At 40.2% G+C, this 15,603-nt stretch carries 15 protein-coding genes; 12 read left to right on the top strand and 3 right to left on the bottom strand.

Features of this window, described 5'->3' with window-relative positions; translation table 11 throughout:
* Positions 1-192 precede the first annotated feature (192 nt).
* From I2484_RS11270 to I2484_RS11235, 8 genes are all read left to right on the top strand, one after another.
* Positions 193-960 carry a formate/nitrite transporter family protein gene (locus I2484_RS11270; RefSeq protein ID WP_207151123.1) on the top strand — a complete coding sequence of 256 codons (768 nt, stop codon included), beginning with the start codon at positions 193-195 and terminating at the stop codon, positions 958-960.
* 255 nt (positions 961-1,215) lie between these two features.
* Positions 1,216-1,707: a DinB family protein gene (locus I2484_RS11265; protein WP_207151122.1), complete on the top strand. Its 492-nt coding sequence runs from the start codon at positions 1,216-1,218 to the stop codon at positions 1,705-1,707.
* A gap of 600 nt (positions 1,708-2,307) precedes the next feature.
* Positions 2,308-3,660: an aminotransferase family protein gene (locus I2484_RS11260; RefSeq protein WP_207151121.1), complete on the top strand. Its 1,353-nt coding sequence runs from the start codon at positions 2,308-2,310 to the stop codon at positions 3,658-3,660.
* A 95-nt stretch (positions 3,661-3,755) separates the two neighbouring features.
* The gene (locus I2484_RS11255; protein WP_346014185.1) at positions 3,756-5,171 is read left to right on the top strand and encodes an APC family permease; all 1,416 of its coding nucleotides are present in this window, start codon (positions 3,756-3,758) and stop codon (positions 5,169-5,171) included.
* Between the two features lie 58 nt (positions 5,172-5,229).
* A complete protein-coding gene (locus tag I2484_RS11250; protein ID WP_207151119.1) occupies positions 5,230-6,678 on the top strand; it encodes an NAD-dependent succinate-semialdehyde dehydrogenase in 1,449 nt (482 codons plus the stop codon).
* A 219-nt stretch (positions 6,679-6,897) separates the two neighbouring features.
* The gene (locus I2484_RS11245) at positions 6,898-7,224 is read left to right on the top strand and encodes a DUF3870 domain-containing protein (RefSeq protein WP_207151118.1); all 327 of its coding nucleotides are present in this window, start codon (positions 6,898-6,900) and stop codon (positions 7,222-7,224) included.
* A gap of 251 nt (positions 7,225-7,475) precedes the next feature.
* Entirely contained in the window at positions 7,476-8,636 is a 1,161-nt protein-coding gene (locus tag I2484_RS11240) for a CoA transferase (RefSeq protein ID WP_207151117.1), read from the top strand.
* A 16-nt stretch (positions 8,637-8,652) separates the two neighbouring features.
* Positions 8,653-9,870 (top strand): acyl-CoA dehydrogenase family protein, encoded by a 1,218-nt coding sequence (locus I2484_RS11235; RefSeq protein ID WP_207151116.1) that lies wholly within the window; start codon positions 8,653-8,655, stop codon positions 9,868-9,870.
* Positions 9,871-10,752: 882 nt separating this feature from the next.
* On the opposite strand, the gene I2484_RS11230 is transcribed toward I2484_RS11235, so the two are convergent.
* The 3 genes from I2484_RS11230 to phaQ all read right to left on the bottom strand — a co-directional run bounded on the left by I2484_RS11230 (position 10,753) and on the right by phaQ (position 12,217).
* The gene (locus I2484_RS11230; RefSeq protein ID WP_207151115.1) at positions 10,753-11,157 is read right to left on the bottom strand and encodes a MaoC/PaaZ C-terminal domain-containing protein; all 405 of its coding nucleotides are present in this window, start codon (positions 11,155-11,157) and stop codon (positions 10,753-10,755) included.
* Positions 11,158-11,218: 61 nt separating this feature from the next.
* Entirely contained in the window at positions 11,219-11,725 is a 507-nt protein-coding gene (locus I2484_RS11225; protein WP_207151114.1) for a hypothetical protein, read from the bottom strand.
* Positions 11,726-11,806: 81 nt separating this feature from the next.
* Positions 11,807-12,217 (bottom strand): poly-beta-hydroxybutyrate-responsive repressor, encoded by a 411-nt coding sequence (gene phaQ, locus I2484_RS11220; protein WP_207151113.1) that lies wholly within the window; start codon positions 12,215-12,217, stop codon positions 11,807-11,809.
* Between the two features lie 388 nt (positions 12,218-12,605).
* Between phaQ and I2484_RS11215 the strand changes: the two genes are divergently transcribed.
* The 4 genes from I2484_RS11215 to I2484_RS11200 all read left to right on the top strand — a co-directional run bounded on the left by I2484_RS11215 (position 12,606) and on the right by I2484_RS11200 (position 15,591).
* Complete coding sequence (locus tag I2484_RS11215; RefSeq protein WP_207151112.1) at positions 12,606-13,028, top strand: DUF4349 domain-containing protein; 423 nt, start codon at positions 12,606-12,608, stop codon at positions 13,026-13,028.
* A gap of 73 nt (positions 13,029-13,101) precedes the next feature.
* Positions 13,102-13,884 carry a 3-oxoacyl-[acyl-carrier-protein] reductase gene (gene fabG, locus I2484_RS11210; RefSeq protein WP_207151111.1) on the top strand — a complete coding sequence of 261 codons (783 nt, stop codon included), beginning with the start codon at positions 13,102-13,104 and terminating at the stop codon, positions 13,882-13,884.
* A gap of 86 nt (positions 13,885-13,970) precedes the next feature.
* On the top strand, positions 13,971-15,059 hold the full coding sequence (gene phaC, locus I2484_RS11205) for a class III poly(R)-hydroxyalkanoic acid synthase subunit PhaC (protein ID WP_207151110.1): 1,089 nt from the start codon (positions 13,971-13,973) through the stop codon (positions 15,057-15,059).
* A 106-nt stretch (positions 15,060-15,165) separates the two neighbouring features.
* On the top strand, positions 15,166-15,591 hold the full coding sequence (locus tag I2484_RS11200) for a hypothetical protein (protein WP_255551337.1): 426 nt from the start codon (positions 15,166-15,168) through the stop codon (positions 15,589-15,591).
* Positions 15,592-15,603 lie beyond the last annotated feature (12 nt).

The following is a 15,603-nucleotide window of genomic DNA, read 5'->3' as shown; positions in this document are numbered from 1 at the left end:
AAATCAAGGGTTTCGGGAATGAGAAGAGCTAAGTGGATTATTAAAATTACTCTATTCATTTATCCCGCCGAAAGTACCACGATTGTACGATTAGTAGTATAGTCATTAATGAAAGAATACATACTTGGATTAGTAAAGAATGCTTGATATCCAAAATCACAACTAGATATATGTTAGTCGGAGGGAAAAGAGATGAAAGCAACAATCGCCGTGTTGGGTGATACAGCAATTTCGAAGGTGAATCAATTACATACGAGTAAAGGTAGATACCTCACATTGACAATGATGGCAGGGGTTTTCGTTGGATTTGGGATTATACTTATTTTTACGATTGGTGGCTTGCTTGGACCAACTGGCTTTGCGGGAACGAAAATTATTATGGGAGTTACATTTGGGATTGCGTTAAGTTTGGTGTTAATGGCGGGAGCCGATCTTTTTACCAGTAATAATATGATTATGACGATTGGTACATTGACTAAGAAAACGACTTGGTATGAAACCATACAAATTTGGACATTCAGCTATGTGGGTAACTTTGCTGGGTCTATTCTCGTTGCGGCCCTATTTGTTTATTCGGGTCTGGCCATTGGTGGAACAGCGGACTATATCAATACGGCGGCAAGCGCCAAGATGAATACGCCGTTCGTAGAGTTAGTTATGCGTGGGATTCTTTGCAATATACTCGTCTGCCTAGCTGTTTGGTGCGCATATAAACTTAAGGAAGAAACAGCAAAATTGATTATAATATTTTGGTGCTTATTTGCATTTATCACCTCGGGTTTTGAGCATAGTATTGCCAACATGACCTTGCTATCCCTCTCTTTGATGGTCCCTCATCCGGACACTGTTTCATTGGCTGGGTTGGTGGCAAACTTAGTACCCGTAACGATCGGAAATATTATTGGTGGGGCTGTGTTTATTGGAGCGGCATACTGGTTCGCGAATTCTGAAAAGAATTAAAAACTTACCAACGATGACTATAAGAATGAACTGACAAGCATTCTCGTCTAAAATGATTTAAAATCGCCATAAATTAGGGGTTTTTTTAATAAATCACTTGCGAATAAAGAAGAAAACTACTAGTGTAGGTAAAGAAACAAAACGATGACCAAGTTAGTTGCCTGCACTATTAACTGAAACTTCATGTGTAACGTACTACACTACTAACAAATAACAACGGAAAATATTTTTTGGGTTATCAAAGGAGATATTTACATGAATTTAGGAAAAAACACTGTCATCCGAAAAGAACTATATCAATCAATTGAAGAATTAACAGATGAGCAGTTTAACAGAATACCTTCAAATGGCGGATGGTCTCCAAAACAAATATTCGAACATCTTGTCCGAATGGAGACAGTGATTGCGACTAATATAGCCCAAGAACTAAAAAATCCTGATAGCCCGAAATCCATTAAAAAACCAATTGCACTTTCCACAATCCGCTTGATAAAAGTGGAAGCACCAGGCTATACTGCACCAACGAAAGAGTACAAATCAATAATAGAGATGAAAAACGCACTTTATGATTCGCGCCTCTTTTTATTAGATGTATATGAATCAAGCACAAAAGAAGTACTTCGTGAAAAATCATTTAAACACCCGATATTTGGCCAAGTGCCATTGATTCAGTGGTTTCCTTTTGTCGGATTACATGAAAAACGTCACTTAAAACAATTGAAAAAAACAATTGAAATGGATAAATAATAGGGAATACCTTTGCAGAAACGGGAATTACATTTAGATAATAATCTATATGAATAGAATGCATGATTCCATTGAATACCGCTTCGGCTAGCCCTGTAAGGGGCCTACGTTGGGGTGGGTTACTACACCGGTGCCAGTTATTGACGCAATTTAAGCCTTTTAAATTGTGGTAACAGCTTGCTTTGGATTCAACGGTAGTATTATAAAGATATATATTCAGAACCTTCGGTAAACCATTGACATATAGATCCATGGTTGTTATATTAACTGACATAAACAATAATTAACTGCCAAGTCTAGCAGACTCTATTGCAAAAATGGAGCTATAACTAGATAGGAGCCAGTTATACAGACGGGATTTCATCATTTAATCCCTTGTCTTTATAATTGGCTCTTTTTATTTGAAGTGTGAGCGCTTTCAAATTGAATGACTTGTTTTTGGTTCTACTTTTAATTCGTGAATAATACACTGTTTATTCGGTCTACTATCTTATCATTTTAGAAATAGTATGCGAAAGTAGTCAGTGATAATACCTAACGTATCTGTTCAGTATCTGTATTTGAGATTTTAAAAAATAGTCGAATTGGGGAGGAATTATTATGAAAGAATTAATCGAATGGGACAAGAAGCATTTTATTCATCCGACATCATCCATTAAAGAGCAACAAGAAAATGGGCCGAAACTAATTATTGAAAAAGGGAATGGTATTTATTTAACAGATAGTGATGGGAATGTGTTCATTGACGGCATGTCGTCTTTATGGAATGTCAATATTGGACATGGCCGAACAGAGTTGGCGGAAGTGGCAAAGGAGCAAATGGAGAAGTTAGCTTTTAGCTCCACTTTTTCAACGTTCAGTCATGAACCGGCTATCCGTTTGGCGAAAAAAATAGCTGATCTCGCTCCACCAAGTTTAAATGCAGTATTCTTTACATCTGGAGGGTCAGAGTCAAATGATTCGGCCATTAAATTGGTCCGTCATTATTGGATTATCCAAGGACAACCTGAGCGGAATAAAATTATATCGCTTAAACGTGGGTACCATGGAGTTGCTGTAGGTGCGACGAGTGCTACCGGGATCCCACAATTTTGGGATATGGCGGGACATATGGAGACAGGCTTTGCTCATGCGAAAACGCCTTACGAAATAGGGACGAGCGAGTCGATTGCATCGGTCCGAGCAGTGATTGAGGCAGAAGGACCAGAGACGATTGCAGCATTTCTAGTTGAGCCGGTTCAAGGGGCAGGCGGAGTTCTTATCCCACCAAGCGATTATTTTCAGGAAGTGCGTAAACTTTGTGATGAATATGGAATTATGTTTATTGCCGATGAAGTGATTACCGGTTTTGGGCGTACGGGGAAAATGTTCGGAATTGAAAACTGGAATGTTGAACCAGACATGATCACGTTCGCTAAGGGAGTAACGAGCGGGTATTTCCCACTAGGTGGTGTCATTGTATCGGATAAAATTCATGACGTGCTAAAGGATAAGTCGCATGGTGTATTGTTCCACGGCTTTACGTATAGTGGACATCCAACTGGAGCGGCTGTTGCGTTGAAAAATATCGAGATTGTAGAAACTGAGGGATTGGTTGAAAATGCTAGAAAAATGGGTGAAGAACTATTAAAAGGTTTCAAGGAAATTAAAGATGAATTGACAATCGTAGGAGATGTCCGGGCGATGGGGCTTCTAGGTGCGATGGAGTTTGTTCAGGATCCTGAAACAAATGAACGTTTCTCACCCGATTTGAAAGTAGCGGCGAAGGTGATCGAAGCTTTACATGCAAGAGGCGTAATTTGCCGAGCTGTTACGTACGACGGTACGGATATTGTCTGTTTTTCACCGCCTCTAACAATTACGAAAGAGCAAATCACCACACTCCTTGAAAAACTACGAGATTCTGTACTTGCTGTTCAGCAGGGGTTGGCAAGTCAATTATCAAATGTTTGATATGCATCTAAAGAAACAAGCTCTCACTATTCAATGAAGACTTTATATTACTAGTATCCACGAAAAGAATGGTCTTTGATTTGGGGGGAGAACAAGTGGAAGATCAAAAATTGTTGAAAGTTTTGGGGAATAAGGATGTTATTGCTCTTGCTTTTGGGGCAATGATCGGTTGGGGATGGGTGGTAACTGCAGGTCTCTGGATTACGGAAGCGGGTTCCATGGGAGCAATTCTTGCATTCTTAATTGGAGGGCTTCTCGTAATCTTTGTTGGGCTTACGTATGCTGAGTTAGCTTCTGCTCTACCGCTTGCGGGCGGCGAACTATTTTATAGTTACGCGGCGATGGGAAGGGTTGCTTCATTCATAACGACGTGGGCGATTGTCCTTGGGTATGTATCCGTAGTGGCATTTGAGGCGGTTGCCCTTCCGACTGTTTTTGAATATTTAATACCCAATTACAGTATGGGGTATATGTACACGATTGCAGGTTGGGATGTCAACTTTACGTGGGTAGCTGTTGGTGTAATAGGTTCTATTCTAATTGCTTGTATAAATTACCATGGTATTAAGTTTACGAGTGCCATTATGTCAATTCTTACGTTGATAATTGTCATCGCTGGAATTTTGTTGGTCACTGGTAGCTCGTTGGCGGGAAATGTTGAAAATATGAAGCCGCTTTTTGAAGATGGAATGGCAGGAATCATGATTGTTTTAATCATGACTCCCTTCATGTTTGTTGGGTTTAATGTTATTCCACAAGCCGCGGAAGAGATTAATCTTCCGCGAAAAAGGATAGGCCAATTATTAATATTCTCTGTCGTACTGGCAATTACATGGTATATTGCTATCATTATCGGTGTATCGCTCGTATTAACGCCTTCGGAAATGTCCAATTCAAGCTTAGTGACAGCCGATGCGATGGCTAAAGCTTTTGGCGGCAGTCGTATGATGGGGAATATCCTTGTGTTGGGTGGAATCGGTGGAATATTATCGAGTTGGATTGGCTTCTATGTAGGAGGAAGTCGTGCAATTTATGCGCTTGCTAAGGCAGGAATGCTACCTAAATCCTTGGGGGAACTGCATCCAAAGTATAAGACACCACATAAAGCGATTTTGTTAATTGCGGTGTTAACAACACTGGCGCCATTGTTCGGCAGACCGGCATTGGTTTGGCTTGTTGATGCAGGTGGACTTGCATTAGTTGTCGCTTGGTTAATGGTTGCTCTGTCGTTTGTCATTCTCCGTAAAAAACGACCTCAGATGAAGCGCCCTTATCGTCTTCGGGGAGGCACAACGATAGGCTGGATTGCCATAGTTATGTCTTTCGGAATCTGTGTTCTTTATATGCCAGGAATGCCGTCAGCCCTTATTTGGCCGTACGAGTGGATCATCATTCTTGTGTGGACACTACTAGGCTTCGTGTTATATCGGGTATCAATGTCCAAGTACGGGGTAGAGAAGTCGGATGAACATATGAAGAAAGAAATAAAGCGTATACTTGAGGAAGAATAAGTTCCAATGAAGAAACCGAATGGTTAGTTGGACAAATAAAGGATGGGGGTAGTAGAAAATGAAGCAAACATTGAATGTGAAGCAACATTTATTCTATATAAACGGTGAATGGGTTGGAGAAAGTTTAGACGAATTAACTGTTGTAAATCCAGCGAATGGTCAAATTGTAGGTAGCGTCCCAATTGGCGGGGAAAAAGAAGCGAATGATGCGATTGATGCTGCTTATGAGGCGTTTCAATTGTGGTCGCAAACGACAGCTTATGAGCGTGCAACTTATTTGAAAAAACTATATGAACTTATGATTGAACACCGAGACGAATTGGCTCAAATAATGACGATGGAAATGGGCAAACCAATTAATGAATCCATTGGGGAAGTGACAAGTGCCGCTTCTTTTCTGGAATGGTTCGCTGAAGAAGGCAAACGCGTTTACGGAGAAATCATACCTACACATACGACGAGTAAACGTTTGCAAGTTTGGAAAAAACCAGTTGGCGTCGTAGCCGCTATCACTCCTTGGAACTTTCCAGCTGCCATGTTAGCGAGGAAAATGGGCCCGGCTTTGGCGGCGGGTTGTACCATTGTTATTAAACCATCTAGTGAAAGCCCGTTGACGGCTATTAAAATGATAGAGCTATGTGAAAAAGCAGGGTTTCCTAAAGGTGTCATTAACTTGGTGACGGGATCTTCAAGTGAAATCGGAAAAGCAATCATGGAAAATGACAAAATTAGAAAAGTTACCTTTACCGGATCTACCGAAGTAGGTAAAATTCTAATCGAACAAAGTGCACATCAAGTAAAACGACTATCACTCGAACTTGGTGGACATGCGCCTTTGATTGTATTAAACGACGCCAATGTGGATCTAGCGGTGAAAGGTGCTGTTGCTTCAGCATTCAGGAACGCTGGACAGACATGTGTTTGTGCCAATCGTATTTATGTACAGTCAGGTATTCACGACGAGTTTGTAGAAAAGTTCTCTGAAGTAGTTAGTCAAATGAAGGTAGGAAATGGTGCAGATGCAACTGTAGATATTGGACCATTAATAAATCGTGCAAGCCTCGATAAGGTGATCCATCATGTTGAAGATGCACTATCTAAAGGAGCTACTCTTAAGACAGGGGGCAAGCTAATTGCACAGGATGGGGGAACTTTCTATGCCCCTACAGTCATTAGCAACGTGGATCCGTCCATGGTCATCATGAACGAAGAAACATTTGGACCTGTAGCCCCAGTTCAAAAAGTGGAAACGGTGGAAGAAGCAATCGCATTAGCAAATGACACACCATATGGCTTGGCTGCTTATGTATTCACTGAAAGCGTTTCTATAGGCACACGTTTAATCGAACAACTTAACTTTGGGATTGTTGGTTGGAATGATGGTACACCTTCGGCAGTGCAGGCTCCATTCGGCGGGATGAAAGAGAGTGGTGTTGGTAGGGAAGGCGGGCGCGAGGGAATTGAAGCCTTCTTAGAGACGCAGTATGTTTCAATCGCGATTAGGTAACGTAAATAATTGACTATATATATCGAATTATTGAATACGGTATATAAACCCGGTGTAGGCATCCCCTAAGCGCCGAAGCGGAATGGAGTAGAATCTTCCATTCAACATATACAGTGTAGTGTTTGAATATTTACCCTAATCTGTCCTGGCATGTTATTCTTAATGATGAAAGATAGTTAACTAGAGAGCTATAATTCATCCGGAGGGGAATGGGATTAAATGAACACTGTTTTTATTGCGGGACATGCGAGGCTTCCATCAGGAATGGCTGCACAAAATTTATATGAAACGTTGACGATTACTGCTGAAATTGATAAAAAATATGGTGTGATTGTTACGGCCAGTTGTACACTGGCAACGCAACATGGTCAGGACTTCGTTCATCATTTACTACGTGGGTATAGCTTGCAGGATGGAATTGACAATCCTGTCGAAGCGATAAGAACACATTATTTAGGTAAGGCGGGAAATGCACTAATTTCAGCTTTGAAAGACTTATACAAACAATATGAAACGAATAACGCTACAAGGAAAATAACTGTATAACAAATTAATTATTTTAAATTTTTACAAATATGCGTGAATGTGATAGTGTAAGAGATAAGGAATCATGCTGAAACGTTCAAACGTTCATACCGCATGATCAGTATTTCATGAAAAACCATTGCTGCCTAATCTGTTCAAAATCCTTTCCGGATACGAATTCACAGATAAAAGCCAGTTCAATTAGACTTACAGCGAAACTGTAGTCTATTTGAATTGGTTTTTTTGTATTGTTTAAAGAGAGGAGTGAAAATGTGACTGGAGCACTGGATACAATTCGAGTCCTTGATTTATCCCGTGTGTTGGCGGGGCCATACTGCACGATGATTTTAGGGGATCTTGGAGCAGAAGTGATAAAAGTAGAATCACCTGGTGGTAGTGATGAAACGCGTAAATGGGGCCCACCATTTGAAAACGGAGTGAGCGCATATTACTTGAGTGCGAACCGCAATAAAAAAGCGATTACCGTTGATTTGAAGTCCGAAGACGGGGTTGAAATTATTAAAGAACTCATTCGTGAGAGTGATGTGTTAATAAATAACTTCAGGACTGGCACGATGGAGCGTTTCGGCTTGGGCTACGATACACTTGCGGAAATTAATCCTCGTCTTGTTTATTGCTCAATAACTGGTTTTGGAGAAACAGGACCGGAAAGAAATGCTCCTGGTTATGACTTTATCATTCAGGCAATGAGTGGGCTGATGAGCATTACGGGAAACAAAGAATCTGGACCCCAAAAAACGGGAGTGGCCATTACGGATGTTTTGACAGGATTATATGCATGTATCGGCATTCAAGCTGCATTACTGGAACGTGTACAGTCTGGAAAAGGGCAGAAATTGGATATAGCCCTATATGACACAGCTGTTAGTGCGTTGGTTAATATAGGAAGTAATTATTTAATGTCTGGAAAGATTCCGACAGCACTTGGCAATGAACATGCCAATATCGTTCCGTATCAAACATTTCAAACATTAGATGGTGAAATCGTCATTGCAGTCGGGAATGACAATCAGTTTACATCCCTTTGCAACATAATGGATGTTCAACAACTAGCGAATGACGAACGTTTTAAGACGAATCCAAAGCGAGTAGAAAATCGGAAAGAATTGATTTCTTTATTGCAAGCTGTCTTTTCGACAAAACTGTCTGCACACTGGCATGAGTTATGCCGAGCAAATACTATTCCATGCGGTCCAATCCAAAACATGGAGCAAGTTGTAAATGACCCGCAATTGATTTCGCGCAATATGTTCATTGAGCATGAACATCCAACCGCTGGAAAGATTAAGATGATAGGCAGTCCATTAAAATTGTCACGGACACCTGTCCAAATGAGACTCCATCCACCCAATCCGGGAGAACATAATGATGAAATAATCGGTCGTTTAGCCATACAAAATAAGACTATATAAAAAGGGAGATGTTTGTATGAATTTTTCATTCACAGAAGAGCAGAATATGGTACGAAACACGGTAAGAGGATTTGTGGATAAGGAAATTATGCCTCATATCGGGGACTGGGATCGTGAAGGGAAATATGATCCGTCTATTTTGCCGAAACTTGCTGAACTTGGATTAATGGGTGTTTGTATTCCTGAACAATACGGCGGAAGTGGGATGGATTATAATTCATTGGCAATCGTTTGCGAAGAACTTGAGCGCGGGGATACTGCATTCCGTACTGCTGTTTCGGTCCATACGGGTTTAAATAGCATGACATTGCTTCAATGGGGTAACGAGAAACAGAAGCGAAAATACTTAATTCCACAAGCAAAAGGTGAAAAGATTGGTGCTTTTGGACTGACTGAACCTGGAGCTGGCTCGGACGTTGCAGCAATGCAAACAACAGCAATAAAAGAGGGCAATCATTATATTTTAAATGGACAGAAGACATGGATCTCCTTGTGTGACCAAGCTGATAACTTCTTAGTATTTGCATACACAGACGATAAATCAAAGAAGCATAAAGGGATATCGGCATTCATCGTAGAACGGACTTGGGAAGGCTTCTCTTCCAAGGCGATAAAAGGAAAACTAGGCATCCGTGCTGGAAATACAGGCGAGATATTTTTTGAAAATGTCAAAGTTCCTGAAGAGAACTTGCTTGGAGAAGAAGGTGAAGGATTCAAAATTGCAATGGCTGCACTGGATAACGGTCGCTTCACTGTTGCGGCGGGAGCGGTCGGGCAAATTATGGCTTGTATAGAAGCGAGCGTAGCATATTGTCATGAGCGTGAGACATTCGGTAAAGAAATCGGCAAACATCAACTTGTCCAACAGATGATCGCAAATATGGAAGCTGGATTTGAAATGAGCCGTTTACTCGTCTACCGTGCAGGCGAACTGAAGAATGAAGGGAAACGCAATACGAGGGAAACCTCACTGGCGAAATGGCAAGCATGTGATTTTGCCAATAAAGCGGCAGATGATGCTGTTCAAATCCACGGTGCATACGGCTATTCAGATGAGTACCCAGTCGAGCGCTATTTGCGGAATTCCAAGGCACCAGTAATTTACGAAGGAACACGTGAGATCCATACGGTCATGCAGGCTGAATATGTGTTAGGTTACCGTGAAGATAAAAAACTAAATGAAATGTTACCTGCTTGGAAGGAAGAAGAGGAAGACGTAAAATCTCTTGTTTAAGTGACTAAATGGATATAGGAACACTTCTTTTGATTAACCATTATATTACATGAATAACTAGTAAGGTAAGTGTGGCTATTCGTCCGCCGCGTACCTATAACGTTCAAGTGGAAAATGCAATTGCTTTGGAAGATGAGAGAATAGCAACCTTTCTATAGAACTTGCAAGTGCCCGAAGATGAAATTTCGGGCACTCTTTCCCTTTTAATTAAGCCTTGATCATACAAGTAACAGAGTACGACATATAAATAGTGACACTTCTATAAAATCGAAAAGGAAATTTTATAAAAAAGGAGTAAGCACTGGACATATCCCGCTGTAACTAGTTACGGCTTTGCATTTATTGTATAATTTCTGCAAAGAACGCAGAAATTATACAAACCGAACCCTTCGCTGTCCGGTTGGCTACTCCTTTTTGGATAGGTAAGTGGCTATTCATTTGTTCCCAAAAGCGTTAGCACTTAGTGTATCTGTACTTTTGGAGGGCGACGGACGAACGGCCGCCATACCTATGCGGTAAGAAGCCCGGTTAATGATGTAGTAGCCGTTCAGTCCATAGCAATTCAAAAGCAGCTGTACATAGGGCGCCTAGTCTTTTATCGCAAAATAAGCAATAATTTACTGGTTAATCAACACACGTGCAGAAAGGTAATGGATGGCTGAAATGACTAGAGAAGGTCTATTTAAAATGCTATAAAAACAGTACATATTTAAGTTGAATGAAAGATACCACTCAATAACGCCTCGGCGATTAGGGGATGCCTCTCACCCTAACAAAACTAAACCGCTGGCAGGTATTCCTAAGCCAGCTGTTTAGTCATTTTCGTATCTCAAACAACATGTAAGTGCTTAAGGAAAGTGCAAAACGACATGCATGAAAAACTCACTTCATCACAACAGCTTCTCCATCAATGACAATTTCACCATGTTGGTTTTTTACTAGTGTACGGAGGCGAATGATTTTTTTGGAGTCTTTTTTTTCTAACACTTCGACTTCCGCATTGACAGTGTCCCCAATTTTAACGGGAGCTTTAAAGAGAAGGTTCTGTGATAAATAAATCGTATCTGGTCCAGGCAGCTTCATCGCTAATACAGATGAAATGAATCCAGCGGTTAATATGCCATGTGCAATGCGTTCTTTGAACATGGTCTTTTTTGCATATTCAGCGTCAATATGCAATGGATTAAAATCGCCGGTGATACCGGCAAATTGATAAATATCTGATTCAGAAATGGTTTTAGAAAAGCTAGCCTTATCACCGATTTTTAACTCATCATAGGTAGGCACTATTCTAACTCCTCCCGGTTAACTCGGATTTTGAATACGTGCTGTTCAGACGAATTAATTATTAACTGGATGGTAGGAGTCCTTTTTGCGTTTGTCTCATTTGCTCGGTTAATTTTTCAATTGTTTTCAGTACTTCAGAACGCGCTTGTTGTTGCTGGCTCAAAGCTTCTTTCACACTCGTTTGAAATTGATCTTGGGACTGCGAAAACAAATCCAATATGGTTTTGTTAGGAGCCCAGGAGAGCGTTTGGACCGAATTGTTAATATCCTCCATTTGATTCATCCAGGTGGAAACAGTTGACCCGACTTGTTCTTTTTCAATCGTATTCATCGTGTTTTGCAAGCTTGTTTTCAACTCTTCAGTTTTCTTGTTAGCCTCTTCTTCTATTTTGCTCAATATTCCACGTGTAGAATTAAGCATTTCTTTCTGATTATCGATGGCTTGTAATGACTTTTCGTCAATTTCAGCTTGGAACCCTTGAAGTGTTTTGAAACTGTTCAACCAGCCATCCCAGATTGAATCTACAGCGTTAAGTGATTGTTGATCTTCAGTTCTTTTCTTCGTCATACATACTTCCCCCTTTTTAGTGTAAACGTGAATCATGGCGTGCTATATGTTGCATGCAACGAATGTGCAATGGACCCTTTTTTAATATTCCTCATCCGAATCTTTCAAAGGCGACTTGTAAGGAGTGAAAAATGGATTGTATAAATTGAAAAACTGATCTAGCATTTTTTGATAATGCCCAAGCGAACTTGCCCAAACCTCTAAATATTGCTCACCGGCTGCCGTAATCGTATAAATCCGTTTTGCTGGTCCACCGGATGTCGTATCCCAAACAGACGTGACCATTGCGTCCTTTTCAAGTTGACGTAGAATCCGATAAAGATTCCCTTGATCAACTGAATCGAATCCGAACTGTGTGATTTTTTGCATCAATTCATACCCATGAGAATTCAAATCCCGTAAATGTAATAGCATGATTGGAATTAGGAAGTTTTTTGGAGTTCCTAAATTGACACTTTTATCATTCTTAGTTGTCTCCTGTTTTGAATCCATCGTTTATCACCAACCAATCATTGGAAATGTCCATACATGTAATTTACACCTATGTGATTGTTTTGTCAAACGCGAAAATTCAGGCAATGTAAAATCTTGATTTGTAAAAATTATTCAAGTAAATGAACATTTTATGTATATGTACTAGCCAACATTCATACATTGGAAAAGTCGTCAAGAAGTGGAACGACAGTTTACTTCCATTAGCGAAAGTCTATCTAAACCCTACAGTAGAGCGTTATGTGTCGAATGTTGTTGGATAACCGAGTAGAAGTAAGAATAGTTAGCCCTTTCTATTTATATATCAAACAACCAATTGATTGTATAATTATGTATAACGGATCAGTTAGCATTTACTGAACTTAATACGATTAAGGAGATGAATATTTTGTCACAAACATTGCCACTTGATCCATTTAAGATGTGGAAAAACATGTATGATCAAACCGAAGCAAGCTGGAATGATGCAATCCAAGAATCATTAAAGCAGGAATCCTTCTCCAAAGGAATGGGGGAGACCTTAAACCATTATTTGCAATATCAGGAACTCACAAAAAAGACAACTGAGTCCTATTTGAAACAAGTTAATATACCCACGCGGGGAGAACTTGCAGACGTTGCGTCACTCGTTATTAATTTAGAAGGAAAATTGGACGATCTTGATGATAAATTCGACGAAGAACTGAGTAAACTTGATGCGACAAAAGAAATTAGCCAATTAAGAAAATCGGTCTCAAACCTTGAAAAGAAATTAGATAAAGTGCTTGAAGCGCTTGAAGTAATAGGTAAAGATAAACCAGTGAAACAGTGAGAGATGAGAAAAAAATAAAACAACTATTCAACTAAATGGCTAAAAAATAGAGTGATTGGAAGTGTATGTAGCGATGGCGATGAGTATAATCGAACTAACTGAAAAAAGTATAAGTAGTAAACCACTTGCAGGGAAAGTGGCAGTTGTAACAGGCGGATCACGTGGAATCGGTGCAACAATCGCTAAAGTATTGGCTGAAAATGGGGCATATGTTGCGATTAATTATCAAACGAGAACGGATTGTGCGGAGGCTGTTGTAAAGGAAATTGAGGAACAAGGTGGAATTTCTTGTGCAATTCAGTCTGATGTATCTAAACCGGACGATGTAAAAAGCTTTATGGAAGAAGTGAAAAAACGTTTTGGCAAGATCGATATCCTCGTGAATAATGCTGGAATTACGAGGGACCGTACGTTCCGCAAACTATCTAACGAGGATTGGAACGAGGTAATCGATGTCAATCTAAACAGTGTATTCTATACAACTTCGGAAGTTATTAATCATATGTTAGAGCAGAAATTTGGTCGAATCATTAACGTAAGCTCAATCATCGGACAGGCGGGCGGATTCGGGCAATCAAACTATGCAGCTTCAAAAGCTGGATTAATTGGTTTAACGAAATCACTGGCATTGGAAACCGCGAGAAGCGGTATTACGGTCAATGCCGTTTGTCCTGGATTCATTGAAACAGAAATGGTTGGAGAAATGCCTGACAATGTTAAAGAGGGCATCATTTCAAAAATACCAATGCAGCGTTTGGGGCAAACGGAAGAAATCGCAGAAGCGGTATTATTCCTTGCACAAGCTACGTATATTACGGGCCAATCGATTAATGTGAATGGCGGATTATACATGTAATAACCTGCTATTCATTAACTTTTGGAAAGAGGGCTTCCGCGGAGGAAGCCCTTTATAAATGATTGAATCTTGACAGGAGGAATAAAATGGGTAATTCAAACGTGAAAGATGTTGAGAAATGGATGGAAACAATGCCGGCTGATGTTAAAGTAGGCTTTGAACGCATTAAACGGATGACGGATGTCCTGACAAACGAACCGGAGCCGGAAGTCGGTCAAACCCCTAAAGAAGTCATCTGGACAAAGAATAAAGCGAAACTTTATCGCTATCAACCAGCGATTAAAAAAACGAACAGCGTTCCTATCTTAATGATTTATGCATTGATCAATAAACCGTATATATTGGATTTAACACCTGGTAATAGTTTAATCGAGCATCTGACAAATCAAGGCCATGACGTTTATTTGCTAGATTGGGGCACCGCGGGTTATGAAGATAGATATATGAAGTTGGATGATTATATTTTAGATTATATACCGCGCGCTGTTAAGAAAGTATTGCAAACGTCGGATGCGAAGGAAATAAGCTTGCTCGGATATTGCATGGGGGGAACAATGACCTCAATTTTTGCGGCACTCCATCCTGAATTGCCCATCCGAAATTTAGTCTTTATGACAAGTCCTTTTGACTTTTCAGATGCAGGTTTATATTCGAATTGGTTGGATAAACGTTATTTTAATTTGAATAAATTAGTTGATACACTTGGTATGATTCCACATAATATGATTGATTATGGAAACAAGCTATTAAACCCGATTGCGAATTTCTATGGACCATACGTCAGTCTTGCAGATCGTGCTGATAATGAGGAATTTGTTAACAATTGGAAGTTGATGCAGAAATGGTTGAATGACGGAATTCCATTCCCTGGTGAGGCCTACAGACAATGGATTGGTGAGTTTTATCAAGAGAATAAATTGATCAATGATGAGCTCTATGTAAGAGGACAGAAGGTGGAGTTAAGTAAGATTACAGCAAATCTTTTGAATATTGCTGGAAAGCATGATGTCATCGCTTCACCCAACCAAGTAGAACCGCTTAACGCTAAGGTTTCAAGTAAGGACAAAACGTTCCATTTGACGGATACAGGTCACGTTTCAGTTGTTGCCGGTCGCAGAGCGATTACTAATACGTTTCCTTTGATTGATGGATGGTTAACAGAACATTCGTCATGATAAATCGGTGCCAAGTGCTAACACAATTTAAAATTGTGTTAGCACTTGGCATTTTTTGATTCTTTTACACTTCGTTTTCATAGAATGTCGGGAGGGGGGAATCCGTTTGTCGGCGTGGATCTGGAGTTTGTTAATCTTTCAATTTCTACTTGCCGTTGTCACTTATCGGTTTTTATACAGGCGAAGAAAATTGATTGAATTTCATCTTGGCATGAATATTGCCATGGTAGCGGGCGGGGGACTAGCTCTTGGAACGGGTGTTCTTTTGATATATGAATTCCCGTTCTATTATATGGAGGTTACGATACTTGCTGCTTTGACAGGAATGCTGGTGGGAAGTTTGTTCGGAGGATTGTTTGACAATCAAACGTTGCTCACCGGATATATTAGCGGGCTTATGACGGGAATGATGGCACCGATGATTGGGGCTGCCGCGTCATACAGTATTCCGTTTGCTGTCATGATGGAATTTTTCGTCTTGTGCTCATTTATGATGTTATATAGAGCGACGAGGTCTTCTCGAAAAACATAAGGAGCGGCGTGC

The organism is Sporosarcina sp. E16_8, from assembly GCF_017347095.1.
Classification (GTDB): Bacteria; Bacillota; Bacilli; order Bacillales_A; family Planococcaceae; genus Sporosarcina.
This window is presented reverse-complemented; position numbering and strand designations above follow the sequence as displayed.

Bases quoted from the DNA above. Each gene is read 5' to 3' on its own strand.
- I2484_RS11235 (WP_207151116.1), top strand. From the start codon at position 8,653: ATGAATTTTTCATTCACAGAAGAGCAGAATATGGTACGAAACACGGTA.
- I2484_RS11260 (WP_207151121.1), top strand. From the start codon at position 2,308: ATGAAAGAATTAATCGAATGGGACAAGAAGCATTTTATTCATCCGACA.
- fabG (WP_207151111.1), top strand. From the start codon at position 13,102: ATGGCGATGAGTATAATCGAACTAACTGAAAAAAGTATAAGTAGTAAA.
- I2484_RS11270 (WP_207151123.1), top strand. From the start codon at position 193: ATGAAAGCAACAATCGCCGTGTTGGGTGATACAGCAATTTCGAAGGTG.
- phaQ (WP_207151113.1), bottom strand. From the start codon at position 12,217: ATGGATTCAAAACAGGAGACAACTAAGAATGATAAAAGTGTCAATTTA.
- phaC (WP_207151110.1), top strand. From the start codon at position 13,971: ATGGGTAATTCAAACGTGAAAGATGTTGAGAAATGGATGGAAACAATG.
- I2484_RS11265 (WP_207151122.1), top strand. From the start codon at position 1,216: ATGAATTTAGGAAAAAACACTGTCATCCGAAAAGAACTATATCAATCA.
- I2484_RS11250 (WP_207151119.1), top strand. From the start codon at position 5,230: ATGAAGCAAACATTGAATGTGAAGCAACATTTATTCTATATAAACGGT.
- I2484_RS11225 (WP_207151114.1), bottom strand. From the start codon at position 11,725: ATGACGAAGAAAAGAACTGAAGATCAACAATCACTTAACGCTGTAGAT.
- I2484_RS11245 (WP_207151118.1), top strand. From the start codon at position 6,898: ATGAACACTGTTTTTATTGCGGGACATGCGAGGCTTCCATCAGGAATG.